The organism is Neisseria sp. P0001.S005 (assembly GCF_051963715.1).
Genome location: NZ_JBQCTZ010000065.1, coordinates 1 through 17,702, shown reverse-complemented (window position 1 = coordinate 17,702; position 17,702 = coordinate 1). Strand labels below are relative to the sequence as shown.

Below are 17,702 nucleotides of genomic sequence, written 5' to 3'. Positions count from 1 at the left end.
GGCTGGGGAGGAAGGATTCGAACCTTCGCATGCTGGAATCAAAATCCAGTGTCTTAACCGCTTGACGACTCCCCAACTTACTAAATCATATGAAACAGCGGATGAATATCTAATCCTTCCACACAATAAGCTTCATATGATTGAGAAACCTGTTGGTAAATTGTATTTGCTTCTTGATGAGATGCACTTGCTATAAACAAACAAGCCCCAGAACCGGTCATTAATGTATAACCATATTGGGATAACTCAACATAAGCCTTCCAAACTTCAGGATATTCCTGAAACACAACCGCCTGCATATCATTTTGAAATGGCTGTAACGATTGGAAAGTCGGCATTATGCTGGGTTTGGAATCCCGTGTCAAGCCTTCATGTGCAAAAATTTTAGCGGTCGCTACATGAACAGGTGGCTTAACGATAACATACCATTGTTTAGGGACATCTATTTCAGCCAGCTTCTCACCCACGCCTTTGGCAAAAGCACTTCTGCCAAAAATAAAAAAAGGAACATCTGCACCAAGACTTACGCCTAAATCAATCAGTTGCTGCCTACTCAAACCGCATTGCCACCATTGGTTTAAAACCATTAAAACCGTGGCTGCATCAGAGCTTCCGCCGCCCAATCCGCCTCCGGTTGGAATCACTTTATCCAACCAGATTTCGACACCGTGCGCTACGCTTGCATATGGCAGTAATAATTTAGCCGCCCGATAAGTCAAGTCTTGCTCAGGTTCAAGCCCTTCGACCGGCGTATGCAGAATAATCTGCCCATCAGTACGGATTTTCAGATGAACGGTATCGTATAAGCCGATCAAACAGAAAATACTTTCCAAATTATGATAACCATCGCTCCTACGGCCGGTAATCCTCAAATCCAAATTTAATTTAGCCGGCGCAGGAAAGGCTTGGATTTCCTCTAAAACTGACATGGCATCCTCTATTTGCGTGCTGCGCATCGGGTTTGTCCATTCTTATCCAAAGAGTGGTTTACTGTATCGAACACCAAGCGGATATTAAACTTAGCATTCTCAAGTTGAAGTGTTTTGGGCTGTCCTGAACTATTTAAAGTGCGCAATATTGTCCAGTCAAACTGCTCCAGACGGCCATCAGGCAGGATTTTGTATGGCGCATTGGCAACGCGTTTACCATCAGCCCAAATATGCAGATATTGAACCGGCAAAGCAAAGCCTAAAAGCTGTCTGCTCAATTCCTCAGCCGTTTCCGCCTGATAAACCTTACCCTTACTGTCTACTGCCAATACGCCTTCGCTATCTTGACACAGCTGGCCAACGGTATTGCCCAATGGTGTATTCACATCAATGGTTTGAACCGCGTTCTGATAAGTCCAGTCAAAATTGGCATAAGAGCCTTTTCCTTCCACTTTGACAGCCAATCGGCCATCCGCACTAAAATCCTGCACCTGCTCTGCTGCTTGCCAACTGTTTTGCTGAGGAAAGTTTGGCTGTGCACAAGCGGCTAAAAGCAATAAGGCTGCAACCGATGATAATTGTTTCAAATTCATGGATATTCCTTCACAGGCCGTCTGAAATTAAACGCTTTTCAGACGGCCTTTGGTTTTATTTGTGTTTTTGAGTATGCGGTTTACTGGACGTTATACCGAATTTGGACATTGTCTCTTTTAATACTCGGAGATTACTTCCGCGTTTCAAACCGTCATTCCAGATTTCTTTGGCCTTGTCTTGGTCTCCAAGCGTCCATAGGACTTCGCCCAAATGCGCGGCGACTTCGGCTTCAGGTTCTTTTTCGTAGGCATATTGGATATATGGAAGCGCCATTTGCGCATCGCCTTTAAGATAATAAGCCCAGCCTACACTGTCATTAATTGCTGCGCTTTCCGGCTCCATTTGATAGGCCGTCTGAACCATTTTAAACGCTTCCTCCAAATTCTTGCCGTTTGACAACAAGGTATAGCCCAAAGCATTCCAACCGTGCGGATTGTCCGGATACAGTTCAACCACACGGCGCAAATCGGCAATCACCTTTCCTGGCTGATTCAGCTTCTCATAAACCATCGAACGCTGATACAGCACATTGGCAAGCAACTCTGGAGAAGCTTGGGTTTTCAAGGATTTTTCGGTGGAATTTACCAAGCTGTTCAAAGCGTTCAACGATTCTTGAAGATTGGTATTTTTAGACAATACGAACAAAGCCGTATTCAGCAAATCACTGGCTTCAAAATAACGTCCTCTTTGCTCGGGCATTTTTTGTGCGCGTTGCACCAAGGCCCAAGCCTCCTTATGGTTGCCCTGTTTGGCTTCAATGGAAGCAGCCAAAATGGTTTTATCAAATGTATAAGCCGTAGCCGTTACCTTATCCAACCATTGTTTGGCTTTGGCAAATTCTTCAGCATCATTATAAGAAACCGCACCAATCAACGCCGCACGGCTGCGCTGCTCTTCCGTACCGGCTTTATAAGCCTTTTCCAGATAGCTGTTTACCGCAGAAATATTTTCCGTCTTACTGGCTGACAATAAGGCGGCCTGAATATACAAATCAGGATTAGGGTTTTCTTCCAACAAAGTCTGCAAACGCTTGAATGCCTTATCATTTTGGCCATGGGCGATCAAATTGGCGATGTCCAATTCCTGCCAAATCGGAGATAAGGTTTTGGTGTCTGTATCTTTGAAGAAGCCGTCCAAAATATCAGGATGCCGTTGCGCCATCAGCCGCAGGGTAACAAAAGTTGGCGGCAGAATTTCGTTATCCAATTTGGCCAATCGTTGCAATGCCGCAATGGCGTGTTTCTTTTGACTGTCTTTTGCACTAAAAATTGCATCCGCAATCGCCGCTTCAGGGAAGTCTTTATAATTCAGTGCCGTTTTATGTACTTGCTTGACCGCATCGCTGGTCAGATTCGGCTGTTGGGCTGCGGTTTGTGCCAAAAGCAGGAACACGCGCTTTTGCTCATCTTCACTACCGCCGGCAATCACCTTGTCCAATCCGCTCAAATTCTTATCGGCTTTACCCAGTAGCAAATTGCGCAACCAAGTCATACGCTTTTGTGTTTCACCAGGCTCAGGCTCGATTTCGCGCCATTTTTGGTAAATGGCTTCAGCCTGTTCAAAGGCATTTAAAGAAACCGCCATCTCCAAAGCTCGTTCGGCCACTTCGGGAGATTTGGTGCGATGCAACGTCAAAATATAAGTAAACAGTGCAGAGGCGGCATCACCCTTTTGCAGAGCCAGTTCTGAATTTAACAAAGTGAAAACCTGCGAGGTACGGTTTTGTATACCCAACAGACGTATCCGCTCCTGCTCGCGCTCTTCAGGAGAAAAACGGTCGGCACGGCTTTTCTTTTTGATAATCTTAGCCGATTCAAAAACAGCCTTTGAATCGCCGGGCGCGGCAAAAGTTTGTGTAGCAAACAACATCATTACAGCCGCAGCTGCTACTCGAATACGGGATGGGGAAAACAACATAACTATCCTTTTTGAGAACCTGCCGGCATTTTCAGACGGCCTAAGCACTTGCAGAACAGATGCAAAGCTTTATTTATCATTCAGGCATAACTGTAACACACGCACCCTATTTTGTTGACACGGTAACCGTAAACCTTGTGTAATCCTCATCTGCATAAAATGATCAGCGCCAAAAATGAATACCGACCAACTTATCCATTTCCTAACTCAATCTTCACGCTTCAGCAGCTGTATGCAAGCAGAGCGCAATCAATTATTTACCGCCCACACGGTCAAAGAAGCTGCCGTTTTGGTCGGCATTGTCTTGCATGAAGGTGCGTGGCAAATCTTACTGACCAAAAGGGCCGAGACCTTAAGGCAACACACTGGACAAATCGCCTTTGCCGGTGGCCGCAAAGATACCCAAGACGACAGCCTAACGGCAACGGCGTTAAGAGAAGCTTATGAAGAAACCGCCATTCCGATTACCGCATGGCAGACTTTTGCGCCGCTACCCTTTTATGACACGCCTTCCGGCTATCGTGTTACGCCTATTCCGGCAATTTGCACCCAGTCCGTCAACCCCAAAGCAAATCCCGATGAAGTAGCAGAAATTTTTTATCTGCCTTTGGATTTCGCCTTAAACCTGCAAAACTACACATTCCGTCAACTTCATCACAACAATCAAACCATCGCCCTCCCCGCCCTGCCTTTCCGACACTATGACATTTGGGGTCTGACAGCAATCATTATATATGGGCTAGCAGAACGTTATCAGCAATATTGCCAAGCTTCTAAATAAGGCAAGGCCGTCTGAAAACCAATATTCAGACGGCCTTGTTTGATCAATCCTTTACGCAGCTTCTTCATAGCATTCGACAAATTCCCCAAACCATTTCATCTCATCACGCAGTGCAACCACTTCGCCAATCACTATTAAAGCCGGACGTTCTGCCTCGGCAGCCAACAAGCCCAAATCTTTCAGACGGCCTGTCCGCACGGTTTGATGCGGTAAAGTTCCATTGGAAATCACGGCAACAGGCGTAGAAGGCTGTCTGCCATAAGCCATCAGTTTTTCCGCAATTTCAGCCGCTTTAAGCGTACCCATATAAATCACCAGCGTTTGACGGCTTAACGCCAAAGTCTGCCAATCAGGCTGATTGCCCTCGTGTTTGCTGTGGCCAGTTACAAATAAAGCACTTTGGGCGCAATCGCGATGGGTTAACGGAATACCGGCATAAGCAGTAGCTCCAAGCGCAGCAGTAATGCCCGGCACAATGCGGTAAGTGATTCCAGCCTGATGCAGGGTTTGCACTTCCTCCCCACCGCGCCCGAAAACAAAAGGATCACCGCCTTTCAACCTTACCACACGCTCGCCTTTTTGAGCGTGTTCAACCAATAGACGGTTGGTTTCTTCCTGCTGAACATGGTGCGCACCGGCGCGTTTGCCCACGCTGATTTTCACCGCATCTTTACGCACCATCGCCAAAATCTCATCCGACACCAAAGCATCGTAAAACACCGTATCCGCAGCCTGAATCGCCTGCAAAGCATGTATGGTCAGCAAACCCGGATCTCCCGGCCCTGCGCCCACCAAAACCACTTCGCCGCCAAACGGCGTTTCCCGATTCAACTGCGTGATCAATTCACGTTCTGCCGCCTCGATATTGTTTTGAGCCGCAAAAATACTGAAACGGCTGTCGAACAACTTTTCCCAAAAATAACGGCGTCGTTCGACATGATGAATCGTCTGTTTAACCTTTTCGCGCCATTTACCTGCAATACGCGCCATCGTGCCCGTATGCAACGGAATCAATGTTTCAATAATCTGCCGCCATTTCCGTGCCAATACAGGCGCAGTCCCACCGCTGGATATGGCTATCTTCAACGACCCCCTATCCACCACGGCAGGCACAATAAACGAACACAAATCCGCCGTATCCACCGTATTGCACAATTTCGCCCGTCGTTCCGCCGCGTCAAAAACACGGCGGTTAAACATGCCATTATCCGTCGCCGCAATAACGAAATACACCTCGTCCAACATAGCTTCTTCAAACAAACCGCCCAACCAAACTATATTCCCTTCAGCCGCCCATTGCTGAAACTGCGGATTCAACGTTTCCGCAACAACACGCACGTACGCTCCGGCAGACAACAGGCTTTCCGCCTTGCGCTCGGCAACCTTACCCGCACCTGCCAGTAAAACAGGGCGGTTTCTCAAATCGGCAAACAAAGGATAATGGCTCATGGTCGTGCTCTTGCTTTATCAATGATTGTCCGCCGATATTAAAGGCCGTCTGAAAAAATAGGAAAGAATGGTTTCTGATTTTCTTATGGTGTTTGGTTATATACCTGCCACAACAAAATAAGTTATAGCGGCAAACACAAAACAGAAGCAGAAAATTTCAAAATAAACGATTGGGAAATAGTGTAACGATATAAAAATTCATTTTTTCACAAATAAATTGCGCCCTCTTCATTTTTCAGACGGCCTTTGCCTGCGTATAATATCGGTCTAATTTACAATTCAAACGAGCTTAGTCCAGCCATGACCGAATCCATCCGCCTGCCCGCTTCTACACTCAAGCCTTCGACCGTTGCCCTGCCCGGTTCCAAAAGCATCAGCAACCGCACGCTACTCTTGGCCGCACTCTCCGACAACGTTTGCGAAATCCATTCTTTGCTCAAATCCGACGATACCGACCGAATGCTTGAAGCACTCGATAAACTCGGCGTACAAATTGAATCTTTACCTGAAGGCCGTCTGAAAGTTCATGGCACCGGCGGCCGCTTTCCCAACCAAATCGCTGATTTGTTTTTAGGCAACGCCGGTACGGCATTCCGACCCTTGACTGCCGCACTTGCCGTTTTAGGTGGCGACTATCATCTGCATGGCGTACCGCGTATGCACGAACGCCCCATCGGCGATTTGGTGGACTCGTTGCGCATTGCAGGTGCGGTCGTACAATATCTGGGCAATGAAAACTACCCTCCGCTTCAGATCGGCAAACGCCAAGACAACGGCGAGCGCGTTATTCCGATTAAAGGCAATGTTTCCAGCCAATTCCTGACCGCCCTGCTGATGGCTTTGCCGTTGACCGGACAAGCATTTGAAATCCAGATGGTAGGCGAGTTGATTTCCAAACCTTATATCGACATCACGCTCAAGCTGATGGCACAGTTCGGTGTGGACATCATCAATGAAAACTACCGTGTATTTAAAATCCCGGCCGGTGCCAAATATCATGCGCCCGAACATTTATATGTAGAAGGCGATGCCTCCAGCGCGTCTTATTTCTTAGGCGCAGGTCTGATTGCTGGTACACCCATCCGCGTGACCGGCATCGGCGCACACAGCATCCAAGGCGACGTTGCCTTTGCACGCGAACTGGAGAAAATCGGTGCGGATGTTATTTGGGGCGAAAATTTTGTTGAGATTTCCCGTCCCGCCGAGCGCAAGATTCAGGCTTTTGATTTGGATGCCAACCATATCCCTGATGCGGCCATGACTCTGGCTATCGTCGCACTGGCCACCAAACAGCCCTGCACCCTGCGCAATATCGGCTCATGGCGCGTCAAAGAAACTGACCGTATCGCCGCCATGGCAACCGAACTGCGTAAACTTGGGGCAGAAGTTATTGAAGAGGCCGAAGCCATCCATATTACGCCGCCCGAAACACTTACCCCCGATGCCGTCATCGATACTTACGATGACCACCGCATGGCCATGTGTTTCTCGCTGGTTTCGCTTTTGGGCGTCCCCGTCATCATCAACGACCCGAAATGTACGCATAAAACTTTCCCCGACTATTTCCAAGTTTTTGCATCATTGACCAACTGATTGATTATTCAAATTTTCAGACGGCCTGTTGCATACAAAAAACACAGGCCGTCTGAAAAATAAAAATAAAACTATACTTTTTCTTAATTTATGCGATAATAGCTAAATAAATTCTTAGCGATTCATATTTCCTTTCGGAGAGAAAACATGTCAGACGAAAAAAGCAAAGCCTTAGCCGCCGCACTTGCCCAAATCGAAAAAAACTTTGGCAAAGGCTCCATCATGAAAATGGACGGCAGCCAACAGGAAGAAAACCTTGATGTTATTTCCACCGGCTCCCTCGGCGTGGACTTGGCACTCGGCGTTGGCGGTCTGCCCCGCGGCCGCGTGGTTGAAATTTTTGGCCCGGAATCCTCCGGTAAAACCACACTCTGTCTCGAAGCCATTGCCCAATGCCAAAAAAATGGCGGCATCTGCGCATTCATCGATGCCGAGCATGCTTTTGACCCGATTTACGCCCGCAAACTCGGCGTAAAAGTCGAAGAACTCTATCTCTCCCAACCGGATACCGGTGAACAGGCATTGGAAATCTGCGATACATTGGTACGCTCAGGCGGTATCGATATGGTCGTTGTCGACTCCGTAGCCGCACTTGTGCCTAAAGCCGAGATCGAAGGCGAAATGGGCGACAGCCACGTCGGCCTGCAAGCCCGCCTGATGAGCCAAGCCCTGCGCAAACTGACCGGCCACATCAAACGCACCAACACATTGGTTGTTTTCATTAACCAAATCCGTATGAAAATCGGCGTGATGTTCGGCAGCCCTGAAACCACGACCGGCGGTAACGCGCTCAAATTCTACGCCTCCGTCCGCCTCGATATCCGCCGTACAGGTCAGATTAAAAAAGGCGATGACGTCATTGGTAATGAAACCAAAGTCAAAGTCATCAAAAACAAAGTTGCGCCTCCATTCCGTCAAGCCGAATTCGATATTCTTTACGGCGAAGGCATCAGCTGGGAAGGCGAATTGATCGACTTGGGCGTCAAACATGACATCGTTGAAAAATCCGGTGCATGGTACAGCTACAACGGCGCAAAAATCGGCCAAGGTAAAGACAATGTACGCGTTTGGCTGAAAGAAAATCCTGATATCGCCAACGAAATCGATGCCAAAATCCGTGCGGCAGTCGGTATCAATGTCGATATTACCGAAGGCAAATTGGATGATACCGACGGCGAACGTCCTGAGGAATAAGTCTGTTTGAAATTAAAGGTTAAAGACCAAATAAAGGCCGTCTGAAATCCAACCATTAATCGGATTTCAGACGGCCTTTTATTCAATACTGCTTAAAGCCTTAATGCCTGAGCGTGAAACTCAATATGCGAATCGATGAAGCTGGCAATAAAGAAATAGTCATGCCCATAGCCCGGGCGTACTTTATATTGGATATTGAAACCTTTTTCTCGTGCTGAGCGGACAAACGCTTCCGGTTGCAGGACTTCAGGATGCAAAGCATCTTCACTGCCGACATCAATCAAAACAGGCAATTTATGCGAGGTCGTTTGAAGCAGCTCTGTACTGTCATAGCGTTTCCATGTTTCCATGTTTTGACCCAAATAAGTTGAAAACGCCTGCCTGCCTCCTTCCGTATCGATTGGATGACATAAAGGCGCAAAGGCTGAAACTGCAGCATATCGGCCGGGATGCTTCAAAGCCAACTGAAGCGCTCCATGCCCACCCATGCTGAAACCTGCAATGCTGCGCTCTTTCGTTACCGGGAAATTATGCTCGATCAAATCAGGCAATTCTTGGCTGATATAGCTTTCCATTTGATAATGCTGAGCCCAAGGTGCTTCAGTTGCGTTGACATAAAATCCGGCACCCTGCCCAAGATAATGTTCCTCACTGTCGGCAACATGCTGACCGCGTGGCGAGGTATCCGGAAAAACCACAATAATATTCCATTGAGCCGCAAAACGTTGGATTCCGCTTTGCCGAACCAATTCAGAACCATCACTATTTAAGCTGGAAAGAAAATATAAAACAGGTGCGGGATAGCCTTTTAAGACTTGTGGCGGCAGATAGACATCAAATACCATATCCGTCCGGCAGGTTTGAGAAAAATGGCGGTACCGTTCCTGATGCCCGTTAAACATCTTTCTGCGTTCCAGCAAATGCAATTCTGAATTTTTCATTTTATTCCTTGTAAGGAAACAACAATAAGCAGAATGTTAGCGCAAAACCCACCCGTCGTGTTGTTACCCCATCTTTTTAAGGCAACCAAACCTGCTTTAAACAAGGCTTGCCAATCATGCAAAATCATTACGCTAACAGCATTTAAAATCTATACACAATCTCTGTGGATAAATCTGTTGATAAGCTTTGGGTAATCGTAAAATTTTCTTTAGGAACAAACCAAGTCTTAAATTGACTAAAATTTAATCAAATAAAACATAATAAAATCAAATAGTTATATTTATAAGATTTTACTATAATCATACAGTGAAAATTTATAGGTAAAACAAGGTTATGCGGCTTTGTGCATAAATTAGGGTTGACATCCCTAAAAATCACCCTGAATCAAAAGCTGCGTAAAATAACGGCCGATTTCATCAGATGCCATTCAAAAGACACGCGGCCATACATTTTGCGTTACAATACGCACTTATTTTTAAGAAAGAAAAATATGCCATGAAAGCCTCCCAGTTCTTCATTTCTACCCTTAAAGAAGCCCCTGCCGAAGCCGCACTTGCCAGCCACAAGCTGATGATTCGTGCCGGTTTGATCAAAGCCAACGCATCCGGTCTTTATACTTGGATGCCGATGGGCCTGCGTGTATTGCGCAAAGTTGAAAATATTGTGCGTGAAGAAATGGCCCGCGCAGGTAGCGTGGAGCTGCTGATGCCGGTGGTACAACCTGCCGAGCTGTGGCAGGAATCCGGCCGCTGGGAGTTTTACGGTAAAGAACTGCTGCGCCTGAAAGACCGTCATGACCGCGATTTCTGTATGGGTCCGACTTGTGAAGAAGTCATTGCCGACATCGTGCGCAAAGAAGTCAACAGCTACAAACAACTGCCGAAAAACTTTTACCACATCCAAACCAAATTCCGCGATGAAGTACGTCCGCGCTTTGGTGTGATGCGTGCGCGCGAGTTCGTCATGAAAGATGCTTATTCCTTCCATGCCGACTATGCCTCGCTTCAGACGACCTATCAAGATATGTACGACGCTTATTGCCGTATCTTCACCCGTTTGGGTTTAGAATTCCGTCCTGTTGCTGCAGATACCGGCAGCATCGGCGGTACCGGCTCTCACGAATTCCAAGTATTGGCCGAAAGCGGCGAAGACGTTATTGCATATAGCGACACTTCTGATTACGCCGCCAATATCGAGTTGGCACCGACTTTACCACTTAAAGGCGAACGCGCTGCTGCTCAGGCTGAGTTGACCAAAGTACATACACCAAATGCCAAAACTATAGAGTCTTTGGTTGAATTCCTCGATATTCCGGTTGAACAAACCCTCAAATCCATCGTGGTTGAAGGCGAAAACGAAGGCGAACTCGTCCTGCTGCTGTTGCGTGGCGACCATGAGTTTAACGACATTAAGGCAGAAAAACTGGCCGGCGTAAAATCACCGCTAACCATGGCAAGCCCTGCCACAATTGTTGAACAGTTCGGCGCAAATGGTGGCTCTCTCGGCCCTATCAACTTCAAAGGTAAAGTCTATGCCGATTTCGCTACCGAAAAAGGCGCAGACTGGGTTATCGGCGCGAACGAAGACGACTACCACTATACCGGCTTCAACTTCGGCCGAGATGCTGCCGAGCCTGAATTTGTCGATTTGCGCAATGTCATCGAAGGCGATATCAGCCCTGACGAACAAGGCCGTCTGAAACTGGCGCGCGGTATTGAAGTCGGCCACGTTTTCCAATTACGCAATAAATATACCCAAGCCATGAACGTCAGCTTCTTGGACAATAACGGCAAATCCCAAATTATGGAAATGGGCTGCTACGGTATCGGTATTACCCGCGTTGTTGCCGCCGCCATCGAGCAAAACAACGACGAAAAAGGCATTGTTTGGACCAAAGCAATGGCACCGTTTGAAGTCGTTATCGTGCCGATGAACTACAAAAAATCTGAATCTGTACGCGAAGCCGCCGACAAAATCTATGCCGAGCTTTTGGCCGCCGGTGCGGATGTATTGTTGGATGACCGCGACGAACGTGCAGGCGTATTGCTGAATGACTCCGAGCTGTTGGGTATTCCTCACCGCATCGTAATCGGCGATCGCGCATTGAAAGAAGGCAATGTCGAATATGCCGAACGCCGTGACAATCAGGCTCAAGCCGTTGCAGTATCAGAAGTTGTCGCCAAGGTTTTGGCCGCATTGAACGCTTAAGTCTTTTTCAATCATGAAAAGGCCGTCTGAAACTGATTATTTCGTTTCAGACGGCCTTTTTCTGTTTTAATAAATAATGTTTTTTCCGTAGCTCTCTAATATTTCTTTGATTTTCAAAATGGTTTCTTTAGGCGGCGGATGTACGCCTTTTAATTTGTATTCGTCGCCGCACAAAGCCCATTTGTGTGCGCCCAATTCGTGATACGGCAAAAGCTCGACCATTTCGACATTATCCATATCACCGATAAACTCGCCCAATAAATGCGCTGAACGCTCATCATCGGTATAACCGGGAACAACCACATAGCGCACACGCGTCGGCTGATTGCGTTCGGCAAGATAGCGCGCAAATTTCAGCGTTTTGGTATTTGGGATACCGACAAGCACTTTATGAATTTCAGGATCGATTTGTTTCAAGTCAAGCATGACCAAATTGGTATGATCGAGCAAATCATCCAAAATCGAATCATAGTGCAAAGCATAGCCATTGCTGTCGAGACAGGTATGGATATCGTGCTCCCGACAGGCCGCAAACCAATCGCGTACAAACTCATATTGCAATAACGGCTCGCCGCCGGTTGCCGTTACGCCTCCGCCTGTCGCGCGCAAATAATGGCGATAGGTCATGACCTGCTTCATCACGGTTGCCACATCCAATTCCTGCGCCTGCTCGGTATGCAAATCCCAAGTATCGCGATTATGGCAATAAAGGCAACGCATCAGGCAACCTTGCAAAAAGAGCACGTAGCGCAAACCCGGACCATCGACAGCGCCGCAAGATTCAATCGAATGAATAATGCCTTTGCCGTTATAGTGACGGTGGCCAAGGCCTTTCAGTTCCGGCTCGGGGGTAATAGCAAAAGTCGTGGACATAGTGTTCGGCTCAAAAATGTTTTTGCTTATATGGATTGTACGATAATAAAGGCCGTCTGAACATTTCAGACGGCCTTGGAGCTTTGTTTCAAAACAAACCAAATGCAAATTTAGCTTCTGGCTTGTTTCTCCACCCGGATTACATGGTTTCTGTGAACGTACGGGTAATCACGTCAAGCTGTTGTTCGCGGGTCAGCGAGTTGAAGCGAACCGCATAACCGGACACACGAATGGTCAACTGCGGATATTTCTCCGGATTGTGCATCGCATCTTCCAAAGTCTCGCGATTCAATACGTTGACGTTCAAGTGTTGGCCACCCTCCAAAATACCGTCTTCATGGTGGAAATAACCGTCCATCAAACCGGCAAGGTTGCGTTCGCGAGAATGCTCGTCTTTACCCAACGCGCCAGGAATAATGGAGAAGGTATAAGAAATACCGTCTTTGGCAAACTCAAATGGCAGTTTGGCTACAGAAGTCAATGAAGCAACTGCACCGTTGACGTCACGGCCGTGCATTGGGTTTGCACCCGGACCAAACGGAGCGCCTGCACGGCGGCCGTCTGGAGTATTACCGGTTTTCTTACCGTAAACAACGTTGGAAGTAATGGTCAGTACGGACTGAGTCGGAGTGGCGTTGCGGTAAGTTTTGTGGGTTGCCACTTTTTTCATGAAGCGTTCAACCAAATCGCAGGCGATATCGTCAACGCGGTCGTCGTTATTACCAAATTGTGGGTATTCGCCTTCGATTTCAAAGTCAACGGCAATGCCGTTTTCGTCGCGAATCGGTTTCACTTTGGCATATTTAATGGCGGACAATGAGTCGGCAGCCACAGACAAACCGGCGATACCGCATGCCATCGTACGTTTCACATCACGGTCATGCAGCGCCATCAACGCGGCTTCGTAGCTGTATTTGTCGTGCATGTAGTGAATAATGTTCAGCGCGGTAACGTATTGGGTTGCCAACCAATCCATGAATTTGTCCATGCGCTCAAAGACAGTGTCGTAGTCCAAAACTTCGTCCATAATCGGCTCGGTTTTCGGACCAACTTGCTCTTTAGATTTTTCATCCACGCCGCCGTTGATTGCGTACAGCAGAGTTTTAGCCAAGTTGGCGCGTGCGCCGAAGAACTGCATTTGTTTGCCGACCACCATCGGGCTGACGCAGCAGGCAATGGCGTAGTCGTCGCTATTGAAGTCAGGGCGCATCAAATCGTCGTTTTCGTATTGGATGGACGAAGTATCGATGGATACTTTGGCGCAGAATTCTTTAAAGCCTTGCGGCAGTTGTTCTGACCACAATACAGTGATGTTTGGCTCAGGAGACGGGCCCATGTTGTACAGGGTATGCAGCACGCGGAAGTTGGTGCGGGTTACCAAGGTACGGCCGTCCAAGCCCATACCGCCGATGGATTCGGTTGCCCAAATCGGGTCGCCGGAGAAGAGTTGGTCGTATTCGGGCGTACGCAGGAAACGGACCATACGCAGTTTCATCACCAAGTGGTCAATGAATTCTTGCGCTTGGGTTTCGGTAATCACACCGTTTTTCAGGTCGCGTTCGATGTAAATATCCAAGAATGAAGATACACGGCCGAAGGACATCGCTGCGCCGTTTTGAGATTTAACGGCAGCGAGGTAGGCGAAATAAGTCCATTGGATCGCTTCTTGTGCATTTTTTGCAGGGCCGGAAATATCGTAGCCGTAAGAAGCCGCCATTTCTTTCATTTGGTTCAATGCTTTATATTGCTCATTGATTTCTTCGCGGCGGCGGATCACTTCTTCCAAGTCCACACCGTTTTCCAAATCGGCTTGCAGTGAGTTGAACTGGTTGAGTTTGTCTTTCATCAAGAAGTCGATACCGTACAATGCCACACGACGGTAGTCACCGATAATACGGCCACGGCCATAAGCATCCGGCAGGCCGGTAATCACGCCTGATTTACGGCAACGGCGGATGTCGGGCGTATAAACGTCAAACACGCCTTGGTTGTGGGTCTTGCGGTATTTGGTGAAAATTTCGCTGACTTCGGGATTCAATTCAACGTTGTACACTTTGCACGCGTCTTGCACCATTTTCAAACCGCCAAACGGCATGATAGAGCGTTTCAAAGGCTCGTCTGTTTGCAGGCCAACGATGGTTTCCAAATCTTTGTCGATATAGCCTGGAGCATGGCTGGTAATACCGGAGACGATTTGCGCGTCGATTTTATACGGCTCGTGCGTACGGTTTTCAACCTTGATGCCTTCCATCACTTCCGCCCACAGCTTGGTTGTGGCTTCAGTTGCTGGTGCCAAGAAAGAGGCATCGCCTTCATATGGCGTGTAGTTTTTTTGAATAAAATCGCGGACATCTACGTTGGTTTCCCAGTTGCCACCGACAAAACCTTCCCAAGCGGCAGGACGTTGCTGAACAGCATTTGACATATCAAGCTCCTAATTTTATTGAAAATATAGACTGTAAATTTTCTGAAAGGATAACATCAATACCCATTTATTTACAGGGGTTTTTATGAAATAAAATTACAGATTTGGTTTTTCTTGATTTACGTCAATGAGAATAATTGTTACTTGGCACTACATCTCACTTTCCAAACATTCGTACTTAAAAACAGCGTAAAATACAAAATTCAGCCCTGAAGACAGACATCCTTCAGGGCTGAATTTTTATTGCATTTCATATAAAAGGCCGTCTGAAAAATTCAGACGGCCTTTTATTCACTTAATCAATTAAGCAAACGGATGATGCAAAACAATGGTTTCTTCGCGCTCAGGACCGGTTGAAACAATGGCCACAGGCGCACCGCAAACTTCTTCAATCCGTTTCAGATAAGCTTTAGCGTTTTCAGGCAGTTTGTCGTACTCTTTCACACCAAAAGTGGACTCGCTCCAACCCGGCATGGTTTCATAAATCGGTTTGCAGGTTTCTACCGCATCGGAGCCGCAAGGCAGAATATCGGTTTTGCTGCCATCAGGCAATTCATAACCTACACAGATATTGATGTTTTCAATACCGTCCATCACATCCAGCTTGGTAATGCACATGCCGGAAATGCCGTTAACTTGAATAGAGCGTTTCAGAGCAGCCGCGTCAAACCAGCCACAACGACGCGCACGACCGGTTACGGAGCCGAATTCATGGCCGCGTTCAGCCAAGCCTGCGCCCACTTCGTCAAACAATTCAGTCGGGAATGGGCCGGAACCCACGCGGGTGGTATAGGCTTTAACGATACCCAAAACGTAATCCAGCATTTGCGGACCTACGCCTGCACCGGCAGAAGCGGCACCTGCCAAGCAGTTGGAGGAAGTTACAAACGGATAAGTACCGTAGTCGATGTCCAGCAACGTACCTTGTGCACCTTCAAACAACAGGCTTTCGCCTTTGCAGTTTTTCTCGTTCAAAACACGGGAAACATCGGTAATCATCGGCGTAATGCGCGGTGCAACTTTTTCAATGACCGCCATCACATCTTCAACTTTTACCGGCTCGGCATTGTGCAGGTGTTGCAACTGAACATTGTAATAAGCCAAAACAGCTTCCAGTTTTTCAACCAGTTTTTCAGGGTGCAACAAGTCCACCACGCGAATCGCGCGGCGGGCAACTTTATCTTCATAGGCTGGGCCGATGCCGCGACCGGTTGTACCAATTTTGCTTTTACCGCGGGAAGCTTCGCGTGCTTGGTCAAGCGCAATGTGGTAAGGCAGAATCAATGGGCAGGTCGGCGCAATTTTCAGACGGCCTTCAACATTTTTCACACCGGCAGCGTTCAATTCGTCAATTTCACCCAGCAATGCTTCAGGAGAAACGACAACGCCTGAACCGATGAAGCATTCCAAAGTCTCATGCAAAATGCCGCTTGGAATCAGACGCAAAATGGTTTTTTTGCCACCGACTACCAAAGTATGGCCGGCATTGTGGCCGCCTTGGAAACGTACTACACCGCTGGTTTCTTCCGCCAGCCAGTCAACAATCTTACCTTTGCCTTCATCACCCCATTGGGCACCGATTACGACAACATTTTTAGCCATAGCCATCTAACCTTATTTCAGATACAAAATTTCAAAATAAAACTCAATCGTTCAAAGCGATTACTTTCCAAACGCCGTCTACCTGTTTCAGACGGCCTGTAACCTCTTCCGAACCGTTATAGCCGATACCGTAATCGATAACGACACATTGTCCTTGTTCGCGCAAAGCATCTACCGCTTCTTGAGCCACAGGCATGTCCTTTACATCGACAGCCACCACGGATTCCCGTCCGATAGCAGGAAGGCGGCCGATGAAGCTGCGCAAATCAAAACTGAATCCGGCCGCAGGACGCGCACGTCCGAAGTATCCGCCCAATCCGTCATAACGGCCGCCGCGTGCCACGGCATCATGAAGATTTGAACCATAAGCCGCGTAAAGCAAGCCGGTGTGGTAATTGTCAACGCGCAGTTCCGACAAATCGATATGCACTTTTTGATTTGGGAACGCATCGCATACTGCCTGCAATTCATCCAAAGCCGCACTGACTGCGGACAATTCCGGTAATTTCTCTCTAGCCACAGTCAGCACTTCACGACCGCCGTACAGTCGGGGCAACAGTGAAAACGCTTTTGCCCACATGCCATCAAGTTTCCACTCTTTGACCAACTGGCTGACAGCCTCAGCATCCTTGTCCTGCATCGATGACAGCAGGGTTGCCGATTGTTGCTCACCCAAATGCGCGGCATTTGCCAAAGCACGGAATACGCCGATATGGCCTAATGAAAGCAAAACTTCGCCCATGTCGGCAATCTTCATGCTTTTCAGCATCAAATCAATCAATTCGATATCCGCTTCAATGCCTTCCAAGCCGTACATTTCCGCACCCGCCTGCAAAGGTTCGCGCATATTGAGCAATCCGTCAGGCCGCGCATGAAGCACCGAACCAGCATAGCATAAACGGTTGATGCCTTGATTGGCAGAAAGCAAGTGGGCATCAATACGCGCCACCTGCGGCGTAATATCCGCACGGATACCGAGCTGACGGCCGCTGAGCTGATCAACGACCAAAATGGTTTTCAAAGACAAACCGGCATCGATATGCGTCAATAAGGAATGGCTGTATTCCATCAATGGCGGTTGCACCAATTCATAACCATGCACGCGAAACAAAGCCAACAGCCGCTCACGGGCGCTTTCCAGTTGTCGGGCATTGGTCGGTAACACGTCGGCAACGTGTTCAGGAAGCTGCCAAGA

13 protein-coding genes and 1 tRNA gene are annotated in these 17,702 nt (G+C 47.9%); 4 read left to right on the top strand and 10 right to left on the bottom strand.

Annotated features, from left to right (window positions below; genetic code table 11):
• Nucleotides 1-2: 2 nt before the first annotated feature.
• From ACTHSP_RS09875 to ACTHSP_RS09860, 4 genes are all read right to left on the bottom strand, one after another.
• Nucleotides 3-75, bottom strand: a tRNA-Gln gene (locus tag ACTHSP_RS09875).
• A 5-nt stretch (nucleotides 76-80) separates the two neighbouring features.
• Nucleotides 81-929: a 4-(cytidine 5'-diphospho)-2-C-methyl-D-erythritol kinase gene (ispE, locus tag ACTHSP_RS09870; RefSeq protein WP_314513824.1), complete on the bottom strand. Its 849-nt coding sequence runs from the start codon at nucleotides 927-929 to the stop codon at nucleotides 81-83.
• An 8-nt stretch (nucleotides 930-937) separates the two neighbouring features.
• Nucleotides 938-1,522, bottom strand: a complete 585-nt coding sequence (gene lolB, locus ACTHSP_RS09865) for a lipoprotein insertase outer membrane protein LolB (RefSeq protein ID WP_314513822.1) — start codon at nucleotides 1,520-1,522, stop codon at nucleotides 938-940.
• 55 nt (nucleotides 1,523-1,577) lie between these two features.
• Complete coding sequence (locus ACTHSP_RS09860; RefSeq protein WP_314513820.1) at nucleotides 1,578-3,440, bottom strand: hypothetical protein; 1,863 nt, start codon at nucleotides 3,438-3,440, stop codon at nucleotides 1,578-1,580.
• Nucleotides 3,441-3,615: 175 nt separating this feature from the next.
• On the opposite strand from ACTHSP_RS09860, the gene ACTHSP_RS09855 reads away from it, so the two are divergent.
• On the top strand, nucleotides 3,616-4,221 hold the full coding sequence (locus tag ACTHSP_RS09855; RefSeq protein ID WP_314513818.1) for a CoA pyrophosphatase: 606 nt from the start codon (nucleotides 3,616-3,618) through the stop codon (nucleotides 4,219-4,221).
• A gap of 51 nt (nucleotides 4,222-4,272) precedes the next feature.
• Here ACTHSP_RS09855 and cysG read toward each other — a convergent pair whose 3' ends face one another.
• Nucleotides 4,273-5,670 (bottom strand): siroheme synthase CysG, encoded by a 1,398-nt coding sequence (gene cysG, locus ACTHSP_RS09850; RefSeq protein ID WP_314513816.1) that lies wholly within the window; start codon nucleotides 5,668-5,670, stop codon nucleotides 4,273-4,275.
• A gap of 300 nt (nucleotides 5,671-5,970) precedes the next feature.
• Between cysG and aroA the strand changes: the two genes are divergently transcribed.
• Both aroA and recA read left to right on the top strand, forming a co-directional pair.
• On the top strand, nucleotides 5,971-7,263 hold the full coding sequence (aroA, locus tag ACTHSP_RS09845; protein ID WP_314513814.1) for a 3-phosphoshikimate 1-carboxyvinyltransferase: 1,293 nt from the start codon (nucleotides 5,971-5,973) through the stop codon (nucleotides 7,261-7,263).
• A gap of 147 nt (nucleotides 7,264-7,410) precedes the next feature.
• A complete protein-coding gene (gene recA / locus ACTHSP_RS09840; protein ID WP_003680794.1) occupies nucleotides 7,411-8,457 on the top strand; it encodes a recombinase RecA in 1,047 nt (348 codons plus the stop codon).
• 92 nt (nucleotides 8,458-8,549) lie between these two features.
• On the opposite strand, the gene fghA is transcribed toward recA, so the two are convergent.
• A complete protein-coding gene (fghA, locus tag ACTHSP_RS09835; RefSeq protein ID WP_314511940.1) occupies nucleotides 8,550-9,398 on the bottom strand; it encodes an S-formylglutathione hydrolase in 849 nt (282 codons plus the stop codon).
• Between the two features lie 496 nt (nucleotides 9,399-9,894).
• Between fghA and ACTHSP_RS09830 the strand changes: the two genes are divergently transcribed.
• A complete protein-coding gene (locus ACTHSP_RS09830) occupies nucleotides 9,895-11,607 on the top strand; it encodes a proline--tRNA ligase (RefSeq protein ID WP_314511942.1) in 1,713 nt (570 codons plus the stop codon).
• A 66-nt stretch (nucleotides 11,608-11,673) separates the two neighbouring features.
• Here ACTHSP_RS09830 and pflA read toward each other — a convergent pair whose 3' ends face one another.
• From pflA to ACTHSP_RS09810, 4 genes are all read right to left on the bottom strand, one after another.
• Complete coding sequence (gene pflA / locus ACTHSP_RS09825) at nucleotides 11,674-12,480, bottom strand: pyruvate formate lyase 1-activating protein (protein ID WP_314511943.1); 807 nt, start codon at nucleotides 12,478-12,480, stop codon at nucleotides 11,674-11,676.
• Nucleotides 12,481-12,619: 139 nt separating this feature from the next.
• A complete protein-coding gene (pflB, locus tag ACTHSP_RS09820) occupies nucleotides 12,620-14,905 on the bottom strand; it encodes a formate C-acetyltransferase (protein ID WP_314511945.1) in 2,286 nt (761 codons plus the stop codon).
• A gap of 303 nt (nucleotides 14,906-15,208) precedes the next feature.
• Nucleotides 15,209-16,507 carry an adenylosuccinate synthase gene (locus tag ACTHSP_RS09815; RefSeq protein ID WP_314511947.1) on the bottom strand — a complete coding sequence of 433 codons (1,299 nt, stop codon included), beginning with the start codon at nucleotides 16,505-16,507 and terminating at the stop codon, nucleotides 15,209-15,211.
• Between the two features lie 43 nt (nucleotides 16,508-16,550).
• A partial coding sequence (locus ACTHSP_RS09810) for an ATP phosphoribosyltransferase regulatory subunit (protein ID WP_440346031.1) occupies nucleotides 16,551-17,702 on the bottom strand: 1,152 nt, incomplete at its 5' end.

What these genes read in the sequence shown, in the direction of transcription:
- aroA (WP_314513814.1), top strand. Translation starts at nt 5,971, where the DNA reads ATGACCGAATCCATCCGCCTGCCCGCTTCTACACTCAAGCCTTCGACC.
- ACTHSP_RS09830 (WP_314511942.1), top strand. Translation starts at nt 9,895, where the DNA reads ATGAAAGCCTCCCAGTTCTTCATTTCTACCCTTAAAGAAGCCCCTGCC.
- pflA (WP_314511943.1), bottom strand. Translation starts at nt 12,480, where the DNA reads ATGTCCACGACTTTTGCTATTACCCCCGAGCCGGAACTGAAAGGCCTT.
- cysG (WP_314513816.1), bottom strand. Translation starts at nt 5,670, where the DNA reads ATGAGCCATTATCCTTTGTTTGCCGATTTGAGAAACCGCCCTGTTTTA.
- pflB (WP_314511945.1), bottom strand. Translation starts at nt 14,905, where the DNA reads ATGTCAAATGCTGTTCAGCAACGTCCTGCCGCTTGGGAAGGTTTTGTC.
- fghA (WP_314511940.1), bottom strand. Translation starts at nt 9,398, where the DNA reads ATGAAAAATTCAGAATTGCATTTGCTGGAACGCAGAAAGATGTTTAAC.
- ACTHSP_RS09855 (WP_314513818.1), top strand. Translation starts at nt 3,616, where the DNA reads ATGAATACCGACCAACTTATCCATTTCCTAACTCAATCTTCACGCTTC.
- ACTHSP_RS09815 (WP_314511947.1), bottom strand. Translation starts at nt 16,507, where the DNA reads ATGGCTAAAAATGTTGTCGTAATCGGTGCCCAATGGGGTGATGAAGGC.
- ispE (WP_314513824.1), bottom strand. Translation starts at nt 929, where the DNA reads ATGTCAGTTTTAGAGGAAATCCAAGCCTTTCCTGCGCCGGCTAAATTA.
- lolB (WP_314513822.1), bottom strand. Translation starts at nt 1,522, where the DNA reads ATGAATTTGAAACAATTATCATCGGTTGCAGCCTTATTGCTTTTAGCC.
- ACTHSP_RS09860 (WP_314513820.1), bottom strand. Translation starts at nt 3,440, where the DNA reads ATGTTGTTTTCCCCATCCCGTATTCGAGTAGCAGCTGCGGCTGTAATG.
- recA (WP_003680794.1), top strand. Translation starts at nt 7,411, where the DNA reads ATGTCAGACGAAAAAAGCAAAGCCTTAGCCGCCGCACTTGCCCAAATC.